This window comes from Rothia nasimurium (assembly GCF_049068285.1).
GTDB lineage: Bacteria > Actinomycetota > Actinomycetes > Actinomycetales > Micrococcaceae > Rothia > Rothia nasimurium_I.
Window position 1 is genome coordinate 348910 of sequence record NZ_JBLKPV010000001.1, and the last position, 23898, is coordinate 372807.

At 57.2% G+C, this 23898-nt stretch carries 25 protein-coding genes, 2 tRNA genes and 1 pseudogene; 16 read left to right on the forward strand and 12 right to left on the reverse strand.

Going from position 1 to position 23898, the window contains the following annotated elements; genetic code table 11:
- Positions 1–253: 253 nt before the first annotated feature.
- From rplU to ACMXX3_RS01625, 13 genes are all read left to right on the forward strand, one after another.
- Entirely contained in the window at positions 254–565 is a 312-nt protein-coding gene (rplU, locus tag ACMXX3_RS01565; RefSeq protein ID WP_135013897.1) for a 50S ribosomal protein L21, read from the forward strand.
- A gap of 53 nt (positions 566–618) precedes the next feature.
- A complete protein-coding gene (rpmA, locus tag ACMXX3_RS01570; protein WP_135013898.1) occupies positions 619–876 on the forward strand; it encodes a 50S ribosomal protein L27 in 258 nt (85 codons plus the stop codon).
- A 211-nt stretch (positions 877–1087) separates the two neighbouring features.
- Positions 1088–2692, forward strand: a complete 1605-nt coding sequence (gene obgE, locus ACMXX3_RS01575) for a GTPase ObgE (RefSeq protein WP_421083054.1) — start codon at positions 1088–1090, stop codon at positions 2690–2692.
- 179 nt (positions 2693–2871) lie between these two features.
- Positions 2872–3975, forward strand: a complete 1104-nt coding sequence (gene proB / locus ACMXX3_RS01580; RefSeq protein ID WP_421083138.1) for a glutamate 5-kinase — start codon at positions 2872–2874, stop codon at positions 3973–3975.
- A gap of 93 nt (positions 3976–4068) precedes the next feature.
- Positions 4069–5340 carry a glutamate-5-semialdehyde dehydrogenase gene (locus tag ACMXX3_RS01585; RefSeq protein ID WP_421083055.1) on the forward strand — a complete coding sequence of 424 codons (1272 nt, stop codon included), beginning with the start codon at positions 4069–4071 and terminating at the stop codon, positions 5338–5340.
- Positions 5341–5481: 141 nt separating this feature from the next.
- Positions 5482–5733 (forward strand): hypothetical protein, encoded by a 252-nt coding sequence (locus tag ACMXX3_RS01590; protein ID WP_421083056.1) that lies wholly within the window; start codon positions 5482–5484, stop codon positions 5731–5733.
- A 98-nt stretch (positions 5734–5831) separates the two neighbouring features.
- Positions 5832–6518, forward strand: coding sequence for a nicotinate-nucleotide adenylyltransferase (gene nadD, locus ACMXX3_RS01595; protein ID WP_421083139.1), 687 nt, complete (start codon positions 5832–5834; stop codon positions 6516–6518).
- 90 nt (positions 6519–6608) lie between these two features.
- Positions 6609–7736 (forward strand): hypothetical protein, encoded by a 1128-nt coding sequence (locus ACMXX3_RS01600; RefSeq protein ID WP_421083057.1) that lies wholly within the window; start codon positions 6609–6611, stop codon positions 7734–7736.
- Positions 7737–7795: 59 nt separating this feature from the next.
- Positions 7796–8248 (forward strand): ribosome silencing factor, encoded by a 453-nt coding sequence (gene rsfS / locus ACMXX3_RS01605; RefSeq protein WP_237199378.1) that lies wholly within the window; start codon positions 7796–7798, stop codon positions 8246–8248.
- Positions 8249–8549: 301 nt separating this feature from the next.
- Positions 8550–8622, forward strand: a tRNA-Ala gene (locus ACMXX3_RS01610).
- 1 nt (position 8623) lies between these two features.
- Positions 8624–8699, forward strand: a tRNA-Ala gene (locus tag ACMXX3_RS01615).
- A 477-nt stretch (positions 8700–9176) separates the two neighbouring features.
- Positions 9177–9410, forward strand: a complete 234-nt coding sequence (locus ACMXX3_RS01620) for a hypothetical protein (protein WP_421083058.1) — start codon at positions 9177–9179, stop codon at positions 9408–9410.
- A gap of 231 nt (positions 9411–9641) precedes the next feature.
- Positions 9642–13016: a tetratricopeptide repeat protein gene (locus ACMXX3_RS01625; RefSeq protein ID WP_421083059.1), complete on the forward strand. Its 3375-nt coding sequence runs from the start codon at positions 9642–9644 to the stop codon at positions 13014–13016.
- A 228-nt stretch (positions 13017–13244) separates the two neighbouring features.
- Here the strand turns inward: ACMXX3_RS01625 and ACMXX3_RS01630 are convergent, their stop codons facing one another.
- The 5 genes from ACMXX3_RS01630 to ACMXX3_RS01650 all read right to left on the reverse strand — a co-directional run bounded on the left by ACMXX3_RS01630 (position 13245) and on the right by ACMXX3_RS01650 (position 16721).
- Positions 13245–14033, reverse strand: a complete 789-nt coding sequence (locus ACMXX3_RS01630; RefSeq protein ID WP_421083060.1) for a TatD family hydrolase — start codon at positions 14031–14033, stop codon at positions 13245–13247.
- 8 nt (positions 14034–14041) lie between these two features.
- A complete protein-coding gene (locus ACMXX3_RS01635; RefSeq protein WP_421083061.1) occupies positions 14042–14836 on the reverse strand; it encodes a tRNA threonylcarbamoyladenosine dehydratase in 795 nt (264 codons plus the stop codon).
- A gap of 225 nt (positions 14837–15061) precedes the next feature.
- Entirely contained in the window at positions 15062–15532 is a 471-nt protein-coding gene (locus ACMXX3_RS01640) for a DUF3817 domain-containing protein (RefSeq protein WP_421083062.1), read from the reverse strand.
- Between the two features lie 252 nt (positions 15533–15784).
- Positions 15785–16003, reverse strand: coding sequence for a helix-turn-helix domain-containing protein (locus ACMXX3_RS01645; RefSeq protein ID WP_421083063.1), 219 nt, complete (start codon positions 16001–16003; stop codon positions 15785–15787).
- A 1-nt stretch (position 16004) separates the two neighbouring features.
- Positions 16005–16721 carry a hypothetical protein gene (locus tag ACMXX3_RS01650; protein WP_421083064.1) on the reverse strand — a complete coding sequence of 239 codons (717 nt, stop codon included), beginning with the start codon at positions 16719–16721 and terminating at the stop codon, positions 16005–16007.
- A 124-nt stretch (positions 16722–16845) separates the two neighbouring features.
- Here ACMXX3_RS01650 and ACMXX3_RS01655 point away from each other — a divergent pair, with 124 nt between their 5' ends.
- A complete protein-coding gene (locus tag ACMXX3_RS01655) occupies positions 16846–17190 on the forward strand; it encodes a DUF2200 domain-containing protein (RefSeq protein WP_421083065.1) in 345 nt (114 codons plus the stop codon).
- A 14-nt stretch (positions 17191–17204) separates the two neighbouring features.
- Here ACMXX3_RS01655 and ACMXX3_RS01660 read toward each other — a convergent pair whose 3' ends face one another.
- On the reverse strand, positions 17205–17759 hold the full coding sequence (locus ACMXX3_RS01660; protein ID WP_421083066.1) for an NADPH-dependent FMN reductase: 555 nt from the start codon (positions 17757–17759) through the stop codon (positions 17205–17207).
- Positions 17760–17879: 120 nt separating this feature from the next.
- On the opposite strand from ACMXX3_RS01660, the gene ACMXX3_RS01665 reads away from it, so the two are divergent.
- The gene (locus ACMXX3_RS01665) at positions 17880–18530 is read left to right on the forward strand and encodes a dienelactone hydrolase family protein (RefSeq protein ID WP_421083067.1); all 651 of its coding nucleotides are present in this window, start codon (positions 17880–17882) and stop codon (positions 18528–18530) included.
- Positions 18531–18607: 77 nt separating this feature from the next.
- Here the strand turns inward: ACMXX3_RS01665 and ACMXX3_RS01670 are convergent.
- From ACMXX3_RS01670 to ACMXX3_RS01685, 4 genes and pseudogenes are all read right to left on the reverse strand, one after another.
- Positions 18608–18718: pseudogene (locus tag ACMXX3_RS01670) on the reverse strand (type II toxin-antitoxin system YafQ family toxin); the annotation flags it as partial.
- 43 nt (positions 18719–18761) lie between these two features.
- Positions 18762–19031 (reverse strand): type II toxin-antitoxin system RelB/DinJ family antitoxin, encoded by a 270-nt coding sequence (locus tag ACMXX3_RS01675; RefSeq protein ID WP_237186177.1) that lies wholly within the window; start codon positions 19029–19031, stop codon positions 18762–18764.
- 58 nt (positions 19032–19089) lie between these two features.
- On the reverse strand, positions 19090–19782 hold the full coding sequence (locus ACMXX3_RS01680; protein WP_421083068.1) for a LysE family transporter: 693 nt from the start codon (positions 19780–19782) through the stop codon (positions 19090–19092).
- Positions 19783–19887: 105 nt separating this feature from the next.
- Positions 19888–20640, reverse strand: a complete 753-nt coding sequence (locus tag ACMXX3_RS01685) for a hypothetical protein (RefSeq protein ID WP_421083069.1) — start codon at positions 20638–20640, stop codon at positions 19888–19890.
- Positions 20641–20682: 42 nt separating this feature from the next.
- Here ACMXX3_RS01685 and ACMXX3_RS01690 point away from each other — a divergent pair, with 42 nt between their 5' ends.
- Entirely contained in the window at positions 20683–21933 is a 1251-nt protein-coding gene (locus ACMXX3_RS01690) for an MFS transporter (protein WP_421083070.1), read from the forward strand.
- Here ACMXX3_RS01690 and ACMXX3_RS01695 read toward each other — a convergent pair.
- On the reverse strand, positions 21930–23018 hold the full coding sequence (locus ACMXX3_RS01695) for an NAD(P)-binding domain-containing protein (RefSeq protein ID WP_421083071.1): 1089 nt from the start codon (positions 23016–23018) through the stop codon (positions 21930–21932). The genes ACMXX3_RS01690 and ACMXX3_RS01695 overlap by 4 nt on opposite strands.
- 94 nt (positions 23019–23112) lie before the next feature.
- Positions 23113–23850: a hypothetical protein gene (locus tag ACMXX3_RS01700; RefSeq protein WP_421083072.1), complete on the reverse strand. Its 738-nt coding sequence runs from the start codon at positions 23848–23850 to the stop codon at positions 23113–23115.
- Positions 23851–23898 lie beyond the last annotated feature (48 nt).

A 23898-nucleotide genomic window follows, 5' to 3' on the forward strand; every position in this document is an offset into this window, starting at 1 on the left:
CTTGCCCACCTGCCCCAGAGGGCGTAAACTTGTGAGCCGGTGTTGTTTCCACAAGCAAGCGTTAGCGTGGACTCAACTGGGCACACCACCACCGGTGATGAGGCCACACCACTTCACAGAGCGAAAACCTGAAACCGCCCGGTTTACAGACCGAGCAGTACCGGGCCACCACCTTGCGGTGAACCCGGCTCCCTTTCAGTCAAACACCCTGTGAACCCTTAAAAATGACGTCAAGATAGAATTGAGTTCCCAAGTGGCATACGCAATTGTTCGCGCTGGCGGCCGCCAGGAAAAGGTCTCTGTTGGAGACCTGGTTACCCTTGACCGCGTCGCTGGCGAGCCCGGCAGCACCATCGAGCTGCCCGTGCTGATGCTGGTTGACGGCGACAAGGTCACCGTTGATGCAAAGTCCCTGGCTTCAGCCAAGGTCACCGCAGAAAAGATCGAAGACCTCCGCGGTCCCAAGATCGTTATTCAGAAGTACAAGAACAAGACCGGCTACAAGAAGCGTCAGGGCTTCCGCGCCGAACTGACCACCGTCAAGATCACCGCGATCAACGCTTAAGACAAGCGTCGACTGGTTACCATAAAACATTCTTTTACCTAAGGTAGGCATCAATGGCACATAAGAAGGGCGCAAGCTCCACCCGCAACGGCCGTGACTCAAACCCCCAGTACCTCGGTGTTAAGCGCTACGGCGGCGAGACTGTTAACGCAGGTGAAATCCTCGTTCGTCAGCGTGGCACCCACTTCCACCCCGGCAACAACGTAGGCCGCGGTGGCGACGACACCCTGTTCGCTCTGGCAGCAGGCAAGGTCGAATTCGGTACCCGCAAGGGCCGCAAGGTTGTTAACATCCTTGCAGCTGCTGAGTAAGGGTTAGACTCTTTCAGTGAAGAGGGCGATCCCGGGGAAACCCGAGATCGCCCTCTGCCGTATCCACCGCCGTCCTACCCCCTATCGGGGGAGCGGAGGGGCAGACTGTGCTGAACCTACCAGCGACCCTGCTGGCCGGTCTAGCAGAATCTGGGGACAAGCCCCGATAGACTAGAACCTGATATTTAAACAAGCTTAAGGAGCTTTTGCTGTGGCAGAATTTGTAGATCGCGTGGTGCTTCACGTGACTGGTGGGCACGGTGGGCACGGCTGTGTCTCGGTTCGCCGTGAAAAGTTTAAGCCCCTCGGTGGCCCCAATGGCGGTAACGGAGGTAATGGCGGCAACGTCATTCTGCGCGTCGACGCCCAGACCACCACCTTGCTGGAATACCATCACAGCCCCCACCAGCATGCCCCCAACGGGGATATTGGCCGAGGAGATATGTCCCACGGTTTCAACGGCCAGGACCTCATTCTGCCCGTTCCCCAGGGCACGGTTGTCAAGGATAAGGACGGCAACGTCCTGGCTGACCTTGTCCGAATCGGCGACGAATTTCTCGCTGCCGAAGGCGGTATGGGCGGTAAGGGCAATGCCGCTTTGGCCTCCACCAAACGTAAGGCCCCCGGCTTTGCCCTGCTCGGAATTCCCGGCACCCAGCGCGATATCGTCCTGGAGCTCAAGTCCATTGCGGACGTCGCCCTGGTCGGCTACCCCTCAGCCGGCAAGTCTTCCTTGATTGCAGCTATTTCTGCGGCCCGACCCAAGATCGCTGACTACCCCTTCACCACCCTGATTCCTAACCTTGGCGTGGTCCAGGCAGGCGACACCCGCTACACCGTAGCAGATGTTCCCGGCCTCATTGAAGGTGCCTCAGACGGTAAGGGCCTGGGCCACCGCTTCTTGCGCCACGTCGAGCGCTCAAGCGCCCTGGTTCACGTCATTGACTGCGCCACCCTCGAGCCCAACCGCGACCCCATCTCGGATTTCGAGGTCATTCTCGGGGAGCTGAAGACCTACGAGGTTGACCCCACCGCAGGCGTCACCATTCCCTTGCACGAACGCCCCCAAATGGTCGTGCTCAACAAGATTGACGTGCCCGAAGCCCGCGAACTAGCCGATTTCGTCCGTCCTATGTTTGAAGAGCGCGGCTACCGGGTCTTTGAAATCTCAACCGCCTCCCACGAGGGCCTCAAGCAGCTGATTTTTGCTATGGCTGAGCTGGTAGAAGCTGACCGTAAGGCCAGGAAGAAAGCCAAGGACGCCCCCGTTGAGGATACCGTGGTGGTCAAGCCCAAGGGCTTCCGCTCCAAGAAGCGCCAGGAGTTCGTTATCCGCAAGGAAGAACGCAACCTGGAACCCCTCTTCCGGGTCATTGGCGAGAAGCCTGAACGCTGGATTAAGCAGACCGATTTCAATAACGATGAAGCTGTCGGCTACCTGGCTGACCGCCTCAACCGTCTGGGCGTTGAAGATGAGCTCTTCAAGGCTGGCGCTGTTGCAGGCGATGCCGTGGTCATCGGTGAAGAAGTGGATGCCGTTGTCTTTGACTGGGAGCCCACTATGGTCGGCGGTGCCGAACTGCTGTCGTCCCCGCGCGGAACCGACGCCCGCCTGGAAGAGATTATTCGCCCCACCCGTGCCCAGCGTAAGGCCGAGTTCCACGAGCGTATGGACGCCAAGGCCGAGGCCCGTGCTGAGCTTGAAGCTGAGCGTATCGCTGGTGTCTGGACCGAATCTGTTGACCAGGCCAAGGCTGAAAAGGCCCGGGCTGCCAAGGCAGCGAAAAAGGCTGCTAAGCAGGCAGACGAGAACTAATTTCATATAATGCAATAGCCGCCCTCCGGAATAAACCTGGGGGCGGCTCTGCTGTATATTCAAAGATACTAAACATCACCAGTTAAGGGAGCTAAAGAGTGGACCTGAAGGACGCCTTCCAAGCCAGCGCCGAATCCCGCGGTAAGCACCGCCGCAGTCCGATCATTGAGCGGTCTGACATGCCCCGGGCCAAGCGTATCGTCGTCAAGGTTGGCTCATCCTCCCTGACCTCTATCGAGAACTCCCTGGATGAACTTGCCATAGCCACCATTTCAGATGTTTTGGCCAAGAAGAAGAGGCAGCACCCGGATGTTGAGCTTGTCTTTGTCTCTTCCGGAGCCATCGCTGCTGGCCTGGCCCCCCTGGGCTTGTCGCGCCGTCCTAAGGATTTGGCGACCCAGCAGGCGGCTGCGTCCGTCGGCCAGTCCCTGCTCATGAGCCGCTATACCGATATTTTTACCCGCTACGGGGTCACCGTCTCCCAGGTGCTGCTGACGGCTGAGGACCTCATGGCCCGGGACCGCTACCAGAATGCCCACCGCCAGCTAGAGCGCCTGCTGGATCTGGGGGTTATGCCTATCATCAACGAAAATGATGCGGTAGCTACCCGGGAAATCCGCTTCGGTGACAATGACCGTATCGCAGCCCTGGTTGCCCATACCGTCAAGGCTGATGCCCTCGTGCTCCTGTCTGACGTTGATGCCCTCTACACCCGCCACCCCGAGGACGGCGGTGAGCGGGTGAGCGTCGTGAAGGGGGAGGCAGACTTGGCAGGTCTCAGTATTGGCTCTATTGGTTCAGCAGGGGTCGGCTCTGGCGGCATGGTCACCAAGGTCAAGGCAGCCCAGGTGGCCGCCGCCTCTGGTATCCCGGCCCTGGTGACCAGCGCCGCCAATGCCCGCGCTGCCTTTGCCGGTGAGGACGTCGGCACCTGGTTCTATGCCACCGGCGAGCGCCGCCCGGTCCAAACCCTGTGGCTTGAGCACCTGGCTGATATTGAGGGCACGATTGTTGTGGACGCTGGAGCGGCAGCTGCCCTGCGCCGCCGCCGTTCCCTGCTGGCGGCAGGCGTCCTGGCGGTGCAGGGGAGCTTTGAGGGCGGTAGCCCCGTTGCGATCGCTGATGAAACGGGCACCGTGCTGGCCCATGCCCTCAGTTCTTATTCTGCTGGGGAAACAGCCCAGATGATTGGCTTGCATACCGCCCAGATCCAGGACCAGATGGGGGATACCTACGACGGTACGGTGGCCCACGCAGACAACATTGCCCTGGTAACCCTCTAAAACCACCAGCCCCCAGCAGACAGCGGCCCAGACAGCCGGTAACATGGGGGTAGGACCCAACTGACGAAAGTGAGAATCCCTGTGGGTGATTTCATGACTGTTCCCGAGGACGTAATGGGGCAGGTAATCGATATGGCCGTTGACGCCCGTATCGCCTCCCGACGCCTGGCTAAGGCTGATACCCAGTGGAAGAATCGAGCCCTGCTGGCTGTTGCTGATTCCCTAGAGAACCATGCTGCTGTCATTGTCGAGCAGAATGCCTTGGATCTTGCCCGGGAACGCGAGAACGGCATGAGCGAGGCCATGCTTGACCGGCTGGCTCTTAACCAGCAGCGGGTAGGGGAGTTGGCCTCAGCCCTGCGGGAGCTGGTGGGCTTGCCCGACCCGGTCGGCGGCTTGGTCCGGGGCTCTACCCTGCCGAACGGCCTGCGGATGCAGCAGGTTCGGGTGCCCCTGGGCGTCATTGGCGCTATTTATGAAGCCCGCCCCAATGTGACAGTTGATATCGCTGGCCTGGCCATTAAGGCTGGCAATGCCGTTATGCTCCGGGGCGGATCTGCAGCAGCTAAGTCTAATCAGGTGATTGTACGGATTATCCGAGATGCACTCCACGCTACGGGTCTGCCCATTGATTCTGTGCAGTCAGTCGATGAGTTTGGGCGCGATGGGGCTAACGCACTGATGCAGGCCCGGGGGCATATTGACGTTTTGATTCCCCGCGGGGGCCACAATCTGATTCAGTCTGTGGTGAACAATGCCAAGGTTCCGGTCATTGAAACCGGTGAAGGCAACTGCCATATTTTCCTTGATGTCTCGGCCGACGCCGCTAAATCAGCAGAAATTTTGGTCAACGCTAAAACCCAGCGCCCCGGCACCTGCAATACTGTTGAAACCCTCCTGGTCGCTGAAGGCTCCCAGGCAACTGGCCCCGTCCTGGCAGCCCTGGCTAAAGCCGGGGTTACCCTCCACGTCGATGCAGCGACCCGGGCCCAGTTGCCGGAGGGGGTCCAGGCTGTGGACGCTACCGATGAGGACTGGGCCACTGAATACGGGTCCCTCGATCTTGCCGTGAAAACCGTAGCTGATGTGCGCGAAGCTATCGCCCATATTCGCAACTACTCGACCGGCCACTCAGAAGCGATTTTGACCAATGACCTAGCCAACGCTGAAAAATTCATCCGGGATATTGATTCGGCAGCGGTCTATGTCAATGCCTCCACCCGCTTTACGGACGGCGGCCAGTTTGGCCTTGGGGCTGAAGTTGGCATTTCCACCCAGAAGCTTCACGCTCGCGGCCCCATGGGCCTGGAACAGCTCACCACTACCAAGTGGATCGTCCGAGGCGACTGGCACACCCGCTCATAAAACAAATCTTCTGAAAACACCCCTGCCAGCTAGCGGGTAATGATAAACAAGAAGAGCCCCAACCCGGTAGCATGGTAAGTAAACCCATACTGTAGACCCTCTTGGGAAGTCACACACGCCCAGGAATCGAAAGGTACACACATGATTTCCTCTGTTGTTGCAGCAGCAAACGCAGCAGCTCTGGTCGCATCTGAAGAAGGCCACAAGCTCGAACTCTTCGGCATCCCCACTTGGTGGTTTGCTATCTTTGGCTTCATCTTCTTCGGTGCTCTCTTCTTCATCACTATCTCCTTCTCCGGTCGTGGCATCGTCCGCCCCGACCATGCAGGTGATCACCTCTCAGCAGAAGAGGCAGATGCCCTGCGCGACTACCAGAGCAAGCACAAGCACTAAAGTATTCGCTAGATTTTACGGCGCGGCTCCACCCCCTCTGGGAGGTGGCCCGCGCCGAATCTGTACCCCAGCCGTCCTTACTGCCCAGGAGACCCGTGATTCGCCCCGCCCAAGAAATCCGCCGAGAACTCGGCATACCCGAACCCGATTCAGCCACCTTCCGGCTGGGGGTCATGGGTGGCACCTTCGACCCGATCCACCACGGGCACCTGGTTGCAGCAAGTGAAGCGGCCGCTATTATGGGCCTGGACGAAGTGGTTTTCGTGCCCACCGGAAACCCCTGGCAAAAAGCCAAGCAGAAGGTGACCGATCCCGAACACCGCCTGCTCATGACCGTCATTGCCACAGCCCCCAACCCCTCCTTCACCGTCAGTCGGGTAGACATTGATCGCGACGGCCCTACCTACACGATCGACACCCTGCGGGATCTCAGGGCCCAGCGTCCGAATGCCGAACTCTTCTTCATCACCGGTGCAGATGCGATGAGCCAAATTACCACCTGGAAGGATGCAGACCAGATGTGGGATCTAGCAACCTTTGTCGCAGTGACCCGGCCCGGCCACGAACTGAAAGTTCCGGAAGAAGCAGCCGGTCGAGTTCACGTCCTTGAAATACCTGCCATGGCTATCTCCTCCACAGCTGTGCGCGACCGGGCCCGGCAGGAGCTACCCGTCTGGTACCTGGTGCCCGACGGCGTCGTCCAGTACATCAAAAAATACAATCTCTACCGTGACCATGATGGCTACGACGGCAGCTACAGCTCAGGCCTGCCGGTACTTAAATAGGGACAATTTCTGGGGTCAAACTCGCCAACGAGGCCCAGTTTCCCTTGATAGCATTGTGCATAAACCAAGATTTTCCCCCTAGGATAACCTGTGACCAGCACCCCCGAATCCGCACCCGGCACCCCGGCCGAGAATGATCTGACCTACCTCACCGAACCCCACCTGACTGAGGACGGAATTGAGGTACCCCCGCCGACCCGTCCCATGGGCCCGCGTCGCCTGACCCGCTACTACCATGAAGCGGCCGAATACATCCGGGCCGTGCAGCGGGGGGACGCGGAGCTACCAGAGGTCCCCCTCTACATGGGCCATGTTGAGGGCCTGCCTGTACCCGCAGCTGAAGAAACCGAAGAGGGCCTGGCTGCCCTTTCCCAGATGGGGACAATCAGCTCGGACAACCCCCAGGACATTGCAACTGAGGTGGATCAAACAACCCACACCGTCGTTCACGACAGCCTGGCTGACATCGACGCCCAGATCCAGGGCGAAGAAGCTACCAACCCTGCCCCGGCATCTCCCGAGGGTGATCTAACAATCACCCTGGCTGAAGCCGCCCCCGAGGACGACTTCGTCCTGCTCCCTGCCCAGTCATCAGGGCAGGAGGAGCCGGCAGAAGCCCAGGCTGGCAGTAAGAAGGCAGCACCTGCGCCTGAACCCGGAACCGTGGCAGCTGCCCTCAGCGCTGAGGAAGAAGCCAAGAACCCCGAAGTTGTCGCGGCGATCATCGCCCGGGCCCAGGAGAAGGACGCAGCCTACAAGGCGGCCCACCCCGAACTGACGGAGAAGAAGCCGGTTCTGGAAGAACCCGAACCAGTTGCCGTCACCGAACTATTTGCAGCAGGCCCAACGGCACCGGCCCTGCCGCTTCCTGAACCCGTCCAGGCCAAGGACGCCCAGGGCCTCAACCTGGAAGACCTAGACCGGGCCAATGTGACTGATGAAGCTCACCAGACCCTAGCTCAGACCGCTACCGGTGCGGTAGACTCTGATAGTTCTGAGGAAAACACCGCAGCAGCCCCCCAGGCTGCACCTGCCGGTGGCCAGGCTCCCCAACACCAGGGCGAGTCGGAGAACCCCCATACCCCTCTCACCCGTGCAGACGCCCGCAAAGAGGCCGCTGAGGCTGAGAAGACCCGCAGTAAGGCCATGCTCCTTGTGCTAGCCCTCCTGCTCCTGCTTGTAGTGCTGGGTATCGTCTGGTTCTCCTTCTTCAGCTAGAACATGATGAATGAGGCCCTCCAAAGGTTGGAGGGAACGATTTGCTCGGAAAGGGCGAAATGACTGCAGCTGCAGAGTCTATTGAAGCGTTGAAGGTAGCCGCACGCGCGGCAGACGACATGCAGGGTACCAACCTGCTGGCCGTTGACGCTTCTGACATTATGGGTTTGATCGACGGCTTCCTGGTCGTCTCAGCCCACAACGAACGCCTGGTCAATGCGATTGTTGACGAGGTGGAAGATAAGCTCCGTGAAGAACTGGGCCTCAAGCCCCTGCGCCGTGAAGGACGGGCTGAGGGCCGCTGGGTGCTCCTGGACTTCGGCGACATCGTGGTCCACGTACAGCACGAAGAAGACCGCGCCTTCTACGCCCTCGACCGCCTCTGGGGCGATGCCCCCCGCATCGACCTGGGCCTGGAAAGCGAAGCCGGTGCCGTCGATACTGAAGGCGCCGAAGCTGACTTCGAGATCATCACTCCCGAAGCGGATTTGATGAACCAGCGCGAAGACTAGAAACTCAGTCTAAGAGGGGTTGCGCAGGCTCGCGCTTGCTGCCGACCCTCTCGCTGGTTCGCTTCGCTCACAAGCGATTCACGCCAGCCGCCGAGCCAGCAGCTTCGCTACGAGCCTGCTCCACCCAACTTCCCTGCGTTAGGGGAGTAGGGTGGGGCGTCCTTTTGTGGACAGAGGTTGAACAGCCCATGAATATTGTGTGATGCAGTTCATAGGTGCTGGTGGGTTCTCGATTTGCATGAGCCCTTGTGGGTGCCATAAGATAGAACAGTCGCCGCGAGAGCGGGGAATAAATAAATAAGGGGCTATGGCGCAGTTGGTAGCGCGTCTGCATGGCATGCAGAAGGTCAGGGGTTCGAATCCCCTTAGCTCCACGGGGGTATGGCGCAGTTGGTAGCGCGTCTGCATGGCATGCAGAAGGTCAGGGGTTCGAATCCCCTTACCTCCACCATCAGGACGTTCGCTTTAATGCAAAGCGAACGTCCTATTGTTTTATCTGGGGGTGGGTGTTATATTAGATGGTTTTGTGTTTCCTCATTTTCTCACGGTGGGCTGTGAATGTCAGTCCGCTGGGTTCGTTTTAATCCGGATGTTGTTTTTCAGTCGATACTAGATAGTATGTTCGATTCGGGATACTGATTGCTATTGACGTCCATAAAATATCTCAGTTTCCATAGTGCCAACGAGGCCCTTGTAGTACGCATTATCAGGACTGCAACCTTTCCGATTCATCGAGCGCTGTGATATGTACTGGGTTTCGGTCGCACCCACCACGCCGCCGCCGACCAAATCAAAGACGCCTTCGTCGCAGCTCTAACCAAGCGAGTCGCAGGCAACGACCTGCTCGCTAACTCTATGTGCCAGCTCAACTAAATCATCTACTGCACCGGCGAGCCCGAACCTTAGTATGTCACGCTAGGGGTGCGAATTGAAGAAAACCATCAAGCAGGTGAACCTACTGCTCACGTCTGTAGCGGTAAAAGTCTATAATCCTGATGGACATGACCGGCTATACCGCGAACTTGAAGCGCGACATAACGAGCTTGAGACAAGATACCAACGCATCATCGAGCAGATTGACGTGCTGAGTCACCGCCGAATAAAAACTTTAGAAATTAGCGGCTACCTGGCAACTCGACAACCCCTCGCCTTCCGCGACTAAGCCTGGGACCCCCTCGTCGAGCACGCCGAGGTTGACACGGATGGCACTATCAGTATACGGATTCAAGAATGCCGATTTCAGTAATGCAGTTGAGAGGCACTCGATGTTCGGTGATAATGGAAAGCAACTTGGTAGTTAGCATGGCAAATAGTCCGATTCTCTTGATCTTGTTTTGACAGTGACGTTACGTAACTCTGGTTTTGAGCCATGCGTTCATTTGGAGGAACTAAGATGCCTGAGCTTCTTGGAGAACACGAAAATATTGCGCGAGATCTTCATAACCGGGTGAAGGCTCTATCTGACGGTAGCTACGACGGTCCCAATGTCGTGATGCTTCGAGGGGCTTCCGGTGTTGGGAAGACAGCTATAATTCAGCGCCTTTACGAGTTGCTTCGCTTTGACAATGTGGAAAAATTCAAGGACGGATACGCCCAATACTGGCCCGAGCTGACTACTGCTGATAGTGAATCCGACCCATTACGAGGGCGTGCGATTCTTTCACCCGATTTGGATTCATTTATTTGGAAGGAAGGTGCGCTCCCGACGTTTGGCTGGTGGTCGTTCAACTGTGAAGAGCTGCGAAACAATCAAAAACTTGATGTAGTGGCAACGGCTAAGAAGCAGATGGAGACCCACTTGGTCCCCTTGTCGTTGGCGTGGTGGAATGCCTCTGGTGCTCTCGCTCGTACTGGGAAGGTGCTCTCCGAAGTTGTTCCTCAGGTTCGTAAGGATCTGCAATCTAATGCAGCTGATTCTTTAATCGAGAATTCTCTCGATGCGTTGAGTATTGGCATTCCGCTTCCGGCTACTCTCACGTCGTGGCTCATCGACGTATTTCGGTGGTTTGGTAAGAGGCTCAAGGACTCTAAGAATCTTCACCGAGACGTAGACCTGGGGGAACAGCACCTCAAATCAAAAAAGAGCGCTGGTGCGGAACTAGCTGAAGCCATACGATCATTGACTGCCAAAGGCCTCCCTGGAGTTATCGTGATCGAGGATATGCACTTAATGGGTCCGGAACTTCGTTCGCTTCTGACAGCGCTCAGCGAGCCTGACCTGAAGCGGCCCGTAATGGTGATTGGCACTGTCTGGCCTGAGGGAATGGCCGAGGATGATTTCACGCAATGGCATTCAGACCTGCAAGATAACTCGGACAGTCAAGCGCAACTTCTTGATGTGCATGTCCCTTCTCTTCAAGAGGACTCACTCGTTGAACTCCTGTTGCGCTACGCCCCAAAAACATCTACTGATGTTGCGAAACAGGTGGTAGAGAAACTTAATACGCCGTTGTTCCTCCTTCTTTGGATTACCGATCCCAACGTCGCAACCGAGATTCGACTATCAGGACACAAGATTCTACTTTCCGAAGAATTCAAGCTGCCAGATAGTATCGAACAAGTAGTCGAGAACCGCTGGAAGGCCATACCTGAAGGAGTGAGAAATGCCTTGACAGCAGCCGTTGCAGGAAACCCCTTAGATCCAGATCTGGACATTCTGAATCGATTCGTACCGACAATCATCGCCGAGGTTGTCAACGAGATTTACCAAGAGCCGCATGAAAACGTTCATGACGCAATCAATAAAGCTCGAAACCCCATTGGATGGTGTAAGGGGGCAACAGGGGTAGCCTATTTTGCTGACCCCTTGTTAACCCGACACGTTCGGAAAACCGTTCGAGACCTGTCCGTCTTGAAGATGCACGCACAAAGATTCGCACAACAAGCCTGCACACATTGGCTTGATAATCAGCGTGAGCACCTCAAGCTCCCCAGCAGCTCCCAAGTAGACGCAGTGGTGGACTGGTATCTCAACTTCTGCGGGGAAGAACTATCTCTCACAACAGCAGCAGCTCACATCCATGCCGCGAAACGCAATATTGTGGCTTACGAATTTTCAAAGGCGATTGAGCACTCCAACTCCGCTCTTGATGCTCTTGGCGAGGATGCAGAAGAATGCGATAAGATTCTCATACTCAGGCAAATTGCAGATTGCTATTACGCAATGTCTGAGTTCACTGACGCCGAAGCAATCCTTTCGCAGCTCCTACCGCTACAGATTAAATTGTATGGACAAAGCCATCCTGACACATTGGCAGTCAAGCTCCTCCACGCGAGACTCCTGCTGAGGAGCGGAGACCCGCTAGAAGCCATGCCAGTCCTAGATGACATCACCTTGATGTTCCAGGCGAGTTACTCAGCTGAAGCAGTTCCAACGGATGTTATGGAAGCAGTATACATCCCCCTGGTAACGCTAAAGGGAGATGTAGCCTTCGAGAGCTGGGCATATGGCGATGCCATTGAGCTCTACGAGCAAGGTATAGGTGTGGCGACACAGATTTTTGGGGAAGATTCTCCCAGGACTCTCATGATTCAGATGAAGAGACTTCGCGCTATCAATGCACGGAACCCCTCTAGCGATGAAGCCTTTGACCAAGGGAAAACACTTCTAACAAGAATTCGAGAAGCCTTCGGTGAGGATTCACCTGCTGCACTCGAGGTAGAGTCGAATGTGATCTTCTTTGGATATCAGGCCAATCGGATTAAGGATATCGAGCAAACTTTCCGTGACTTGGATGCGAGAGTCTCAGAATCGGAAGTTTATGCAACTCTCCGGGCAGATATGTATACCTGGGCCGGAGACATTGCGCTCAACGAGGGGAGGTTCACCGATGCTCATCATTGGCTATCTGCCTGCCTTTCCATCGTCAATCGGCACCACGGAGTCTATGATCCACTGAGTCTGCGCGCCGCACATCAGCTTGGAATAGTGCTATTTCAACTCAAGCAATACGATGAGGCGCAATCCGTTATTGAAACGTTGATAGAAAATGCGTGCATCGCGGTCGGTGCTACAGGAAACAGCACAGTGCAAGCGGAAATTCTCCTCTCCTTGATCTACCAAATTCAAGGGCGTGGTGCTAATGCTTTCATGAGGCTTAAGAGAGTCCGTGCAGAACTTGCTAGTGATTTAAGTTCAGGGTCCAATCTTGCTGATCTGGTTGACGCACGTTTGCGTGAACTGAACGGGGGAATGAAATATGTTGAGTTCTACCCTTTGGTGCAAATGGAGAACGGTCGTTTCGGTCGACTTAGCGGAACCGGAGTAGGCAGTGACCCATTTTGGTTTATCGAAGGCGAGAAAGCGTTCCCCGAAATCGTCAAACAGACTGATGCGATTCGCCATGCCGAAATAAAGTTTGACTGTACACCGGAAGATTGGGCCTTCTATCTAGGTGTCCTTAGCCGTGCCTACATGAACTTGGGGTCATGTCACTGGAGGCTTGGTAATATTGATGAAGCAGACAAGGCGTTTGGGACTGCGGATAAATGCGTGAAGCTGTTCTTTTCTAAAGCAAATCATACCGGCAGCATCCCACCTGATTCAGAAATGGCAGCGATGGCTTCGAGAGGGCTGGCGGTCTCCATCAACTTGATTGGCATGCTCATTTCCCTCAACCTCACCTCCGATATGCGTGATGTCTTTGAAAAAAATAAAGAGCGGGCAGCTGGCCTCTTGGAGCAACTCAGTAATGAAACTCCCGAGAACCTAGGGAATATCGACCTACGGTTCCTCGAACAAACTTTGTCGGGACTCATCTTGAGCTGACAGCAGTCACTGGTCGACGCCGTCAAGATCCGGAAAACCCGTGTGCTTGGGAAAGTCGATGGTGCACTTATCAACGCGGTTTCTGCGTCCATCTGTTCGCGGTTTTGCCTACTTAGAGCCTAGAACGGAAATGAGTGTCCAAGTAACCACTAAAGTCTCGGCAATAAAAAATTGCCGAGACTTTTTATACCCCGAGGAAACCCGGGCCATGAGCCAGAGCAGGGGGAACTAAAGAGAATAGAGCCACCTCTGGTTCTCTAGCAGAATCGGTAGAAAGTCTACGCCGCGCTCAGATGAAATACCCTCGACAAGTTGGTGCAGGCGTCCGCCCACCTCTTGCGCAAAGAACTGGACGTCAAGCGAGTCGGTGGGCTGCTTGGGTAGGTCCGTTTCCAGAAGCAGGCGGTCTGCGGGCACCTGGCGGACGTAGGCCCGTCCGCGCTTAGACTCAAGCATCTGCGGGTGAACCGAAATGCAGCCGCCCAACTTCATAAGCCGGGTGAGCTCGTCACTGGTGCCCCCAAAGCGGTGAATCGCCGGTACGACAGGGGAGCCGGGCAGGTCAAGATCCTCAAAAAGATCAAGCATGGCTGTTGTTGCGTGGACGGCGTGCAGGGACAGCAGATAGGGCTTCTCAGCAGGTTGACCTGCAGCAGTCTGGAGCACCGCGCTCAAAATGCGGTGCAGGCTCTCTAACTGCAGATCGGCAGGGGAAGTCTCCAGACGGCGGGGCAAAAAATCTAGCCCAATCTCACCAATCAACCGGGTACTCGTCACCTCAGTCTCAAAAATCTCCAGCTCAGCCTCAACCTGGGCGGGGGAAGTCATCCACCAGGGGTGAAAACCAAGAGAGAGTAGGGGCTCAGCCGGGTCAGTTACCTGTCTCAGCTCCCGGTAGGCTGAAGGCAAGAGAGTCTGGGCAACCACCTGGACGTCCTGGGCCCGCAGGGCCTCATCAAAGGCGGGCCGAAGCTGCGGGGCCAGAAAGTCGTAGTGAAAATGGGTATCAAGCAACATAGGCAGGGTTAGGCGGTGTGCCGACCAGGAGCGTCCTGCTGGCCCTCCTGCCCACCCAGGGAGGGAGGTGCCGGAATTTCTTCCATTCCGGCCAGCTGGCGGATGACCTTACCCGCCAACATCTGACCCATGATCGGGGGCATATAGCTCATAGAACCCAGCGTCTCACCCTTGGCCTTAGCACCCGGAGCCTTCTCCACCTTGAAAGGCAGCTCGGTAGAGAAGAGCACCTCAAGCCCGTAAATGTGGCGCTTGCGGCACTCGGAGCGAATCACCTTAGACATCGAGCAGTTGTAGGTGCGGCGGATATTGGCGAACTGCAGCATGGTTGGGTCAAGCCGGTTGGCAGCGCCCATGGAGGCCACCAGGTTCAGGCCCCGCTCAGCGGCCCACTGGTAGACGGCCAGCTTCTGGGTGATGGTATCGATACAGTCAATGACGTAGTCAGGCTTCGGGAACTTATCGAGAGTTTCTGCCAGGTTATCTGGGGTGAGGAAGACCCGCTCGGCGGTTACGGTGCAGTCGGGCTGAATCTCCTTGATCATCGCTTCCATGACCTCAGCCTTGACTTTGCCCAGGGTGGAGGTAAAGGCCAGGGCCTGGCGGTTGATGTTGCTTTCTTCCACGACGTCGCGGTCCAGCACAATCAGGTTGCCTACGCCACCGCGGGCCAGGGCCTCAGCGCAGGCCGACCCTACACCGCCCAGGCCCAGAACCATGACGGTGGCGTCCTGAAGTTTCTGCAGGCCCTCGTCCTTAAAAAGTAGCCGTAACCGGGCAAAACGTTCGCTCTCAACACCCACAGGGTCTCCTTGGAAAGTTCGTGTGTCTAACCTGGTCATTATGCCACACGGGCGGCTCTGGGCCGTACGTCCTTGCTGGGCGGTGGTAGCCAAGATGTCATCCTGCTTCGGTGCAGGACGTACGAAAGAGCGTGATAGGTGAAAGTGCGTCATATCGCTGAGCGTGCAGCTGCAATGTGCACGGTGGGCGATATGACGCACTTTTGGTGGGAGAAGCGAGTGGTCTTAGTTCTTGGGGACGGGCGGGCCTGCCAGCAGGAGCACCACAAAGAGCAGAACCACGAAGGCTAGTAGGAGGACGCTCGCGAGCGCGGGCTTGGCCAGGACCCAGGCCTGGGCTTTCTCGAACGGACCGGACGGCGCCGCCCCGCCAGGTGCCAGACGCCAGCCCCCGCGCAGTAGGCCCCGCTTCTCCAGGAACATCTCAAAAGGAACAGTCGCAAAGGGAATTACCGATAGGAGCAGGCCGGCCACACCCACGGGGGCCTTCCACTGCTGGTTGACCCAGGTAAAGACCGTCACTACGCAGTAGCTTAGAAAAACAAACCCGTGAATACCACCGGCAATGGGCACAAGGTTGGTCAGACCGGTAGCCCGCAGAATCAGGGCCGTGATCAGCAGGGCCCAGGTGATCATCTCAGCGGTAGCAAAGGTACGGAAGAGCGCCCGAGGGGTGGGCTTAGAATCTGGTCGCATGGGTTCCTCAGCGCAAAAAATAGGGGAGAGTGACTAATTATTCAGCACCCTACTTTACAGGGTCAGCCCCAGCGGGACGGAACCCAATCACCGCCCAAGCCCTAGTGCAGTTCAAGTTGCCCGGAGTCGTCCGCGGTGTAGGTATCATCCACGAGCGCCAAGGCTACCTGCCTTCTTCAAAGACCGAAAAATGGGTGAGCTGCGGGGCAGCTTATGAGCGACGCCCGGGCTCACCCTGCACCATATTGAATTTTATTGTTTAAGGGTTAGAAGCTCACCAATCTCGCAGTCCAGAGCCTTGCAAATAGCAGTGAGCGTGGTGAATCGGATTGCTTTTGCCTTGTTGTTCTTGAGAATAGAGAGGTTGGGCAGACTGATATCCACCAGCTCAGAAAGATGGCTCAGGGTCATCCCCCTACTGTCTAGGAGTTCATCAAGATGGCAGATGACATCAGATACATCAGTTGGCACCTTAGACTAACCCTTCTGTGCTTTTCTGCAATTGATCGCCGGATTCCAGGATAGCCGACAGGGTGTAGAGCATGAGAAATACCCCAATTGGCCAGAAACTGATGAAAACATTAAGGCTTGCTGTAGGTGCGCTAGTAATCTCGTCGGTTACTTCCCAGGCTACGAGTGATTCGGAGGCGAGGATTGCAGTTCCAAACCCCTCGAGAATTGGGGCCATGAGCCCACAGATTAGAACAAGCCAGGCTAGGGTCTGGGTAACGCGGGTGAATTGGGGGCGGAAGGGGAGCCCCTTTAGTTGCCCCTGGGCTAGGGCCCGGAAAGCAAGTGCAATGCTTACCTGTATGATTCCGCTGAGAATAAGAGAACCTGCGAGTAGTAGTGCTGCGTTGAGTGGTATTCCTGTTGCATTTGCTGTGATGGTATCGAAGTGAAGATTTTCAAGTCCGGTACCGTTGTTGTTTGGCAGAATTTTTAGCCCGTCAGGTAGCCAGGGGCTAATGGGGAGTGTGCTGTCCGGTGCCTCGCGGGTGAAGATAAGGCGAGCTACGTCCACGATGATGAGGGCACCTGCTACCGTAGCGTAGATGGCAGCCAACCATTGGGTGGTTTTGAGGATAGCTTGTAAGTCGCGTTGAGTCTGTAGATAGATGAGAAACAAGAAGGCGATTAAACCTGCGAGAACTAGACCAATAAACAGGATCGCGGGGAAGATAGACATGGCAACCTCCTAATAGTTTATCGAAAAACGATATTATCGATAATCGTTAAATTATCAGGAAGGGGGTAACAGTGCAAGCTATTGACGAGAAAAATTGTTCAGGTAATACCGCTAGACTAGCCGCATGACCCACAAAATCTTTGACATGCCCCTAGCTGAAGTATGGCCCCACTACCTGGCCAAGGTAGAGCGCAAGGGCCAGGACACCGCTCTGGTTGAGACAGTGACCTGCTGGCTGACGGGTTACAGCCCGGCTGACCTGGCCCGTCACCTTGAGGCGCGGACGTCCTTCCGCGACTTTTTTGCCTCAGCCCAACTTAACCCCGCCGCGCACCTGATCACCGGCTCCATCTGCGGCTATAAGGTGCAGGAGATTGAAGACCCCCTCATGCAGCAGATTCGCTACCTCGACAAACTCGTTGACGAGGTAGCCAAGGGCCGTCCGCTCGAAAAAATCTTGCGGTCCTAACCTTTCACCTGGGTTTACTGTAGAGCCTCACTCAAAGCCGCATCCAGGGCAGGCAGGCCCGGCTCGTAGTCGGCAAAGGCGGTAGCGGCATCCGCTATCTTGCCCTCGGCGTCATACATGGCCCGGCTCAGCTTGATATTGACGGCAGCGGGCACCAGCACCAGGCCGTAGTTGGGGCAGGCTGACTCAAACTGGGCCGCTGACTTCAACCCGGCCCCAAAACCGTAGGACACCACCGCAACCGGCTTGCCCTCCCACTCGGCAAAGAGATAGTCCATAGCGTTCTTGAGTACGGCAGGTACACCCCCGTTGTACTCGGGCAAGGCCACCACAAAACCGTCAAAACCAGAAACTAGCTCAGACCAATCGCGGGTGTGCTGGTGCTGGTAAGGAGTCCCCGACTTCGGGGAGGCTGGCTCATCGAAGTGAGGTAGGTTCTGCTCCGCTAGGTCAATGATTTCGTATGTGTGGTTGCCCAGGGCAGCCAGCCGCTCCTGCGCCCAGGCACCCACCACCGGGCTAATGCGGGTAGGACGGGTAGAACCAAGAATAAGACCGATACGCGCCACGATAACTCCTCTAGCTTGATTAGGGCGGTTTATCCCAGTCTAAAGGGGAGAGAGCCCTCTACAGTAACGTATAACCTAACGAGCTGACCCAGGTACACAGATCAGGGAAGAAAGAAGGCCATGACCACCATCGTCCTTTTCCATCACGCAGCGGGGCTGACGGACGGCGTCCGCGCGCTCGCTCACCGCCTGGAAGCTGCCGGGCACCTGGTTTTTGCCCCTGACCTGTACGACGGGCACCGCTTCACAACCATCGAAGAAGGCATGACCCATTACCAGCAGCTTACTCATGAGAAGCTCCTGGCCCGGGCGCAGGCTGCCGTAGCACCACTCACCGGCCCCTTTGTGGTAGCAGGAGTGTCTCTGGGAGCGATGGTCGCCCAAACCCTGGCCCAGACGGACGCCCGCGCCCAGGGCCTGCTCGCCCTGGAGGGCTTCGTTGACCCTACCTACCTGCCCGGTGCCCTGCCGGTTTCCTTCCCGGTGGCGATTCATGGCGGTGGCGCTGATACCTGGTTTGCTGAGGACGCTCCGGCAGCCCTCGCCTACACTGCTTCGTCAGCTACAGCCAGCTGCGATTTCTATGAGGGAGCTGAGCACCTCTTCACCGATTCGACCTGGCCAACGTATTCACTGGAGCTGACTAGCCTGGTGGTGGAACGTGCCCTGGCCTGGTTAGCAGACCTGCCGGAGCATAGCCGGGAAGGCTTTAGTCTGCCCGATGGTGATGTGGTGGAGGGCCCACCGGAGTTTCTGGTCAGAGGGAGATGAGGGCATGCCCGTAACTCCCAAAGACCTGGTGGTCTGCCAGCGACTCAAACTCGTAGCCCCATAAAGGGCATGATGCTTCAAAAGAGGTCGTCATGTGTTCCTGTTCGCAGGAAATATGCGTGAGTTTCGGTTGTTCTCCAGATTAATAGCCAGTCACCGGCATTTGCCACGTGGCATTCCTTTGCGCCTGCCCAGTTGCCTTAGCTGGTGTGTATTCGGGTAGAAGCACGATTAGATTCCTAGGTCATTAAACATGTCCTGGGCATTCTTAAATCTGCTGGTGCCCTCCTTTTCCATCGTCAGTGAATCAGAGATGGCTTCTTGGGTTTCTGCGTTTGGCTGGGGGTATTCCAGGGTAAGCGGTATGCGCTGCTCGCGTACTACCTGGCGGTAGAAGGCGCGGGTGATGGACGATAGGTCTAACCCAAAGTCTTCGGCAATACGGGCTGCTTCGCGCTTGGTTGCTTCGTCAACTCGCACAGTTACAGTCGATGTTGTCATACAAATACACTCCTTTGTCGTACAACCAGTCTATGCCCTCCATGTCCAGTCGGGAACCCTAGTGCCCTGAGAAAACCATGAGGGCAGCCACCAGAATGAAGAGGGATCCAAAGACCCGGTTGAGGATTCTCTGCCCTCGCTCTGAGTGAGACAGCTTGGTCAGGGATTTGGCAACCACAGCGAAACCGCCCCACATGACCACAATATCTATGGCAACCATAGTGCCCGCGAGCACCAGGTACTGGGGCAGCTGCGGGGCATCGGGCCGCACGAACTGGGGCATAAAAGCCAGAATAAAAACAATGGCCTTGGGGTTGGACATATTCACCCAGAAGCCCCGATTAAAAAGAGCCAGGGGAGCACCCGGGGCCAGGCGCCCGCTCACGCGGGTGCGGCGTCCTTTCCCCGCCGGGGCGGACGTACCCGCACCACTTTCTGCCTCGTTGCGGGCCTGCTCTGGGGTTTGGGGGCGGGCAAGGATCATGCGCAGACCCAGGTAAACCAGGTAGGCCGCCCCGCCGTAGCGAATCACATCGAAAAGCACCGGCGAATTAGCAACCACCACCCCCAGCCCAGCGGCCACAATAGCGATCTGCACTACCAGGGCCAGCTGCTGACCCATGACCGTGAAGAAGGCCTTCTTCCAGCCGTGCAGCAGGGAAGTCGTCATAGTATTGACGGCCCCGGCACCGGGAGTCAAAGAAATCACCAGGCAAGCAGCGACAAGGGAAAGCCAAAGGGTAAGGGTCATAGCTCCTCATAGTAGCGAAAAACAGAGTTGCTGAGAGACGGTGTTTTTTAGTTGTTGTCGTCGGAGACTACAAGAAGAAAAACCTGTGTTTCCTGCGCAGACAGTTTATTCAGTTTGTGCGTCTAAAACCTGCCGGAACCATACCTTTTCAAAAGCGCTATGCTCCTTGCTTTCTAAGGCAACCTCACACCAGTTCCTGACCTCGGAACGGTCGAGAATTTCTGCCTGACACAGTGCTGGTAGCAGGAATCCCCGAACGGTTTGAACCGGCAGGCGGCTCTCATCGGTCTGCCGCAAGGAAAGCCCCTTGACACTTGGCCCCAGGAAAACCGCCCTAATCATGCGGCGGCACTCCATCGGGTTCTGTACTAGCACGTCATATACCCACCCCAAGTGGAAACGACCGGTTAAGAAAACGAAGCCAGCTTCGCGTGACGTTGGCAGAGATACGTCATAACGCCCATCAAACCACTCGACGGCTCGGAGAATAGCAGCCGTCCTGTCATGGTTTTTAGGAGCCTTGATGTAGAGCCTGCTCCAGGCTTCAAAAACCTGTGTCAGGGAGTCCGGAAAAAGCTCAGGTATCGACTCCCTAATGAACCGATGAGATAGAGGCACCTTACGCAGCAAAGAATTCACATCAGGGAACGCAACAACATCAGCTGCGTGACGGTGCTCCTCAGTGAGCGGGCCGTACCATTGCTGGGAGACTTCTTCCGGTGCACCCTTCAACACGGCTTGAGCCAATGGCTTGAGCGGGGCCAACACCTGCATGCGTTCTTCAAGTTCTACACGCTGAAGATGATACACCAGGTTTTCGGCTTGACCCCAGGCGAGAAAATCTAGGAGCTCAGACATAAGCCCAGTCTACCCGGGAGGGTACCCCTATAATGGGTAGCCATGAACACCCACCAGCAGCGCCGCATTCTCTGGGCCCTGGCCCTCACCCAGGTCTTTGGAACCATCGGGGTAGGGGCTGCCCCCTCCATCGGGGTGCTCCTAGCCAGCGAGGTCACCCAGAACGAGGCGCTTGCAGGTATCGCCCGCACCGCCTCCACCTTCGGGGCGGCCCTCTTTGGCGTACCGCTTGCCCAACTTGCTGCCCGCACCAGCCGCCGCACCGCCCTGACCACCGGCTGGGCCACCGCCACCCTAGGGGCTATTGTCTTGGCCTGGGCGGCTTCTGGCACCAGCATGATTCTCGTCGCCCTCGGCCTGCTTCTTATGGGGGCGGGTTCCGCCGCCGCCCTCCAAGCCCGCTTCGCCGCCACCGACCACGCCTCTGACGCCAAGCGCGGCTCAGCCCTCAGCTTCATCGTCTGGGTAGGCACTATCGGTTCCGTCCTCGGCCCTAACATCGGCACCCCGGCCGCTGCGCTCGCCTCCTCTTTGGGCACCACCCTCTACAGCGCAGCCTTTGCCCTGGCCGCCCTGGCTCTGGGGGCTGCAACCCTGCTGGTTTTCGCCCTTCTGCCCGGCACCAAGGACGTCGCCCCCGGCCTAGCTGGGGCAGGGCAGGGGGCAGGTGCGTCCGGTCAGAAAAAACCCAGCCTAGCTGCCAAAGTCGGTGCTTTTACCCGAGAAATTACAGGCAACCGGCAGGCAAGATACGCGGCTATCAGCCTGCTGGGGGCCCACATGGTCATGGTGTCGGTGATGACCATGACCCCGGTCCATATGAATCATCAGGGCTCTGGTATTGAGATCATCGGTCTGACCATCAGTCTGCATGTCCTTGGCATGTACGGGCTCTCACCCCTAATGGGTCTGGGCGCCGACAGGCTGGGGGAGCGTACCATCATTCTGATCGGTACTGCCCTGCTGGTTCTCGCTATAGCCCTAGGTGCCCTTGCTCCTCACAATACGCCTGCCATGGTGGCAAGCCTGATTCTGCTGGGGGTGGGCTGGTCAGCAACTTTTGTGGCGGCCTCGGCCCTCTTTGCAGCCTCCCTGCCGGCTGAAAGCCGTACCCGGGCAGCCGGTGGCCTGGACTCCCTGACCAACCTGGGTGCAGCTACCGCGGCCCTGGCCTCGGGGTTTATTATGGCTGCAACCTCTTTTTCGACCCTGGCCTGTATTGCAGCTCTAGCTCTTGTGCCCTCCCTGGTTCTGACCCGGCCGTTGCGCGAAATCGGTAGCGGGAGTCGTTAGCGGGTCAGCAGCCTGTGTAGCTTGCGCACCGCAATCCTGCCTGCCCGGTTAGCTCCCACCGTGGACTGGCTGGGCCCGTATCCGATGAGGTGTAGGCGGGGCTCTGAGGCAACCTGGGTGCCGTCCATCTGGATGGCTCCTAGCTCATTGCGAAGATTCAGCGGGTCAAGGTGGGCGAGCGCAGGCTTGAAGCCGGTGGCCCACAGGATGGTATCAAGGTCGGTGTGGCTGCCGTCTGCCTCAATGACACCGGTGGTGTCGATTCTGCTGAACATGGGGCGGCGATTCAGGGCTCCGCGGGCTTTGGCGGCTCGGGCGTAGGGCGTCCACCCCAGGCCGGTGTAGCTTACCACTGACCCGGTGGGGCGGCCTGCCTCGGCATCGGCAGTAACGCGGGCGACCACATCGCGCCCGTATTCGGTGTTGAACTCGGTGTTACGGAAGACGGGCTCGCGGCGGGTGTACCAAAAAGTGGTTGCGACCCGAGAGATTTCCTCCAGCTGCTGCACAGCAGAGATACCGCCGCCCACGATACCTACCCTCTGGCCGGTGAAGTCCTCAAGTTTCACGTAGTCGCGGGTGTGCAGATGCCGTCCCCGAAAGGACGCCTGCCCCGGGTAGGCGGGCAAAACGGGGTTATTCCAGGTTCCGGTTGCGTTGATGAGCGCGGACGCCCGCCAGGTGCCGTTGGTGGTGGTCAGCTCAAAGGGGGTAGCCGGGTCATCGACTCTGGTGGCAGAAAGGACCGCGACCGGCCGGGCGATAGCTAGCTGTTGGGTTGCCTCGAAGTCTGCAAAATAGGCGGGGATTGCCTGCTTGCTGGGTTGGGTGAGCCCTACCTGCGGGCGGGGGAAATCGGGTAAGTCGAAGATGTTGTTGACGGTGGCCATGGTGAGCGAGTCCCAGCGGTGGCGCCAGGCACCGCCGGGACCTTCGGCAGCATCGAAAACGATATAGGTCAGTGGGGCTGTGGGGTGGGTGAAAGCGTTGGCGTAACCGCGCTGGGCTAGATGGTGGCCGGCGGAGAGACCAGCCTGCCCGCCGCCGATAACGATGACGGTGGCGTAACGGACCATCTGGTGCATAGGCGCTCTTACCTTTCAATCCCAACGCGGTTTTGGTATCCAGCTTAGTCTGGTTCGCCCGTAGGTAGCGGGCTAGCCTGGGGTGCCCGAGAAACTAGAGTTCTAAGAATTCATCGAGCGACAAGCTAGCTATCAGCCGTGGTGTGCCACTACCGTCGGGGGCAAAGATGAGCGTCCACCCGGCGTCCGGATAAAAGCCGTAGGCTTTGTCAAACTTACCCTGGTGGGTAAAAAGTACCGTGTTGGAACCTGCTGGTGGGGGAGTGACGGTGCGGTTGCGTAGACCCTGCAGGGATTCTTCCAGTTCGTTCGGGTCACTGAAATTGAGGGACCCGGTGAGGTCGCGGTTGACCTCCACAGGAACGTCCATGGCCTGGTCGGCATGCTGGTAGACGAAGTAGTATTCGCTGGAGAGCGCGGACGATACCGGAATGCCAAGTTCGCGGTACTTGGCGCCCAGCTGGTTCATCCGCTCGATACTGGTTTCTGAGATGCGCTGGCCGTCATCGATGAAGCCTGCTGGTGCTGGGTTGGGTTGGCTGAGGTAGCTTGCCCCGGTGTAGCGGTGAACTATAACCAGCCCACCCTCAGCTAGCTGCTGGGCGAGATCATCGGGTGTTTCGGGGGCGGTGTCCCCTAAATCATCGCTTGTTGCGGTAACTAGTTGGGTGCCAGAAGTTGAGTTAGGAGTGCTGGAAGTTCCTGTTGCTTCGGTTGCTGTGGACTTGCTGGGCACTGGTGAGCTGGTGCTGTCTGGAGCTGCCTGGGGTGAGCTGCAGGCAGCTAGGGCCAGGAGGGTGAGGGCTGCTAGGGCGGGTTTGATGGGCTTCATGACTTCTCCTTTGAAGGGGTGTTGCGTGAGCCCAGTCTAAAACCAAAT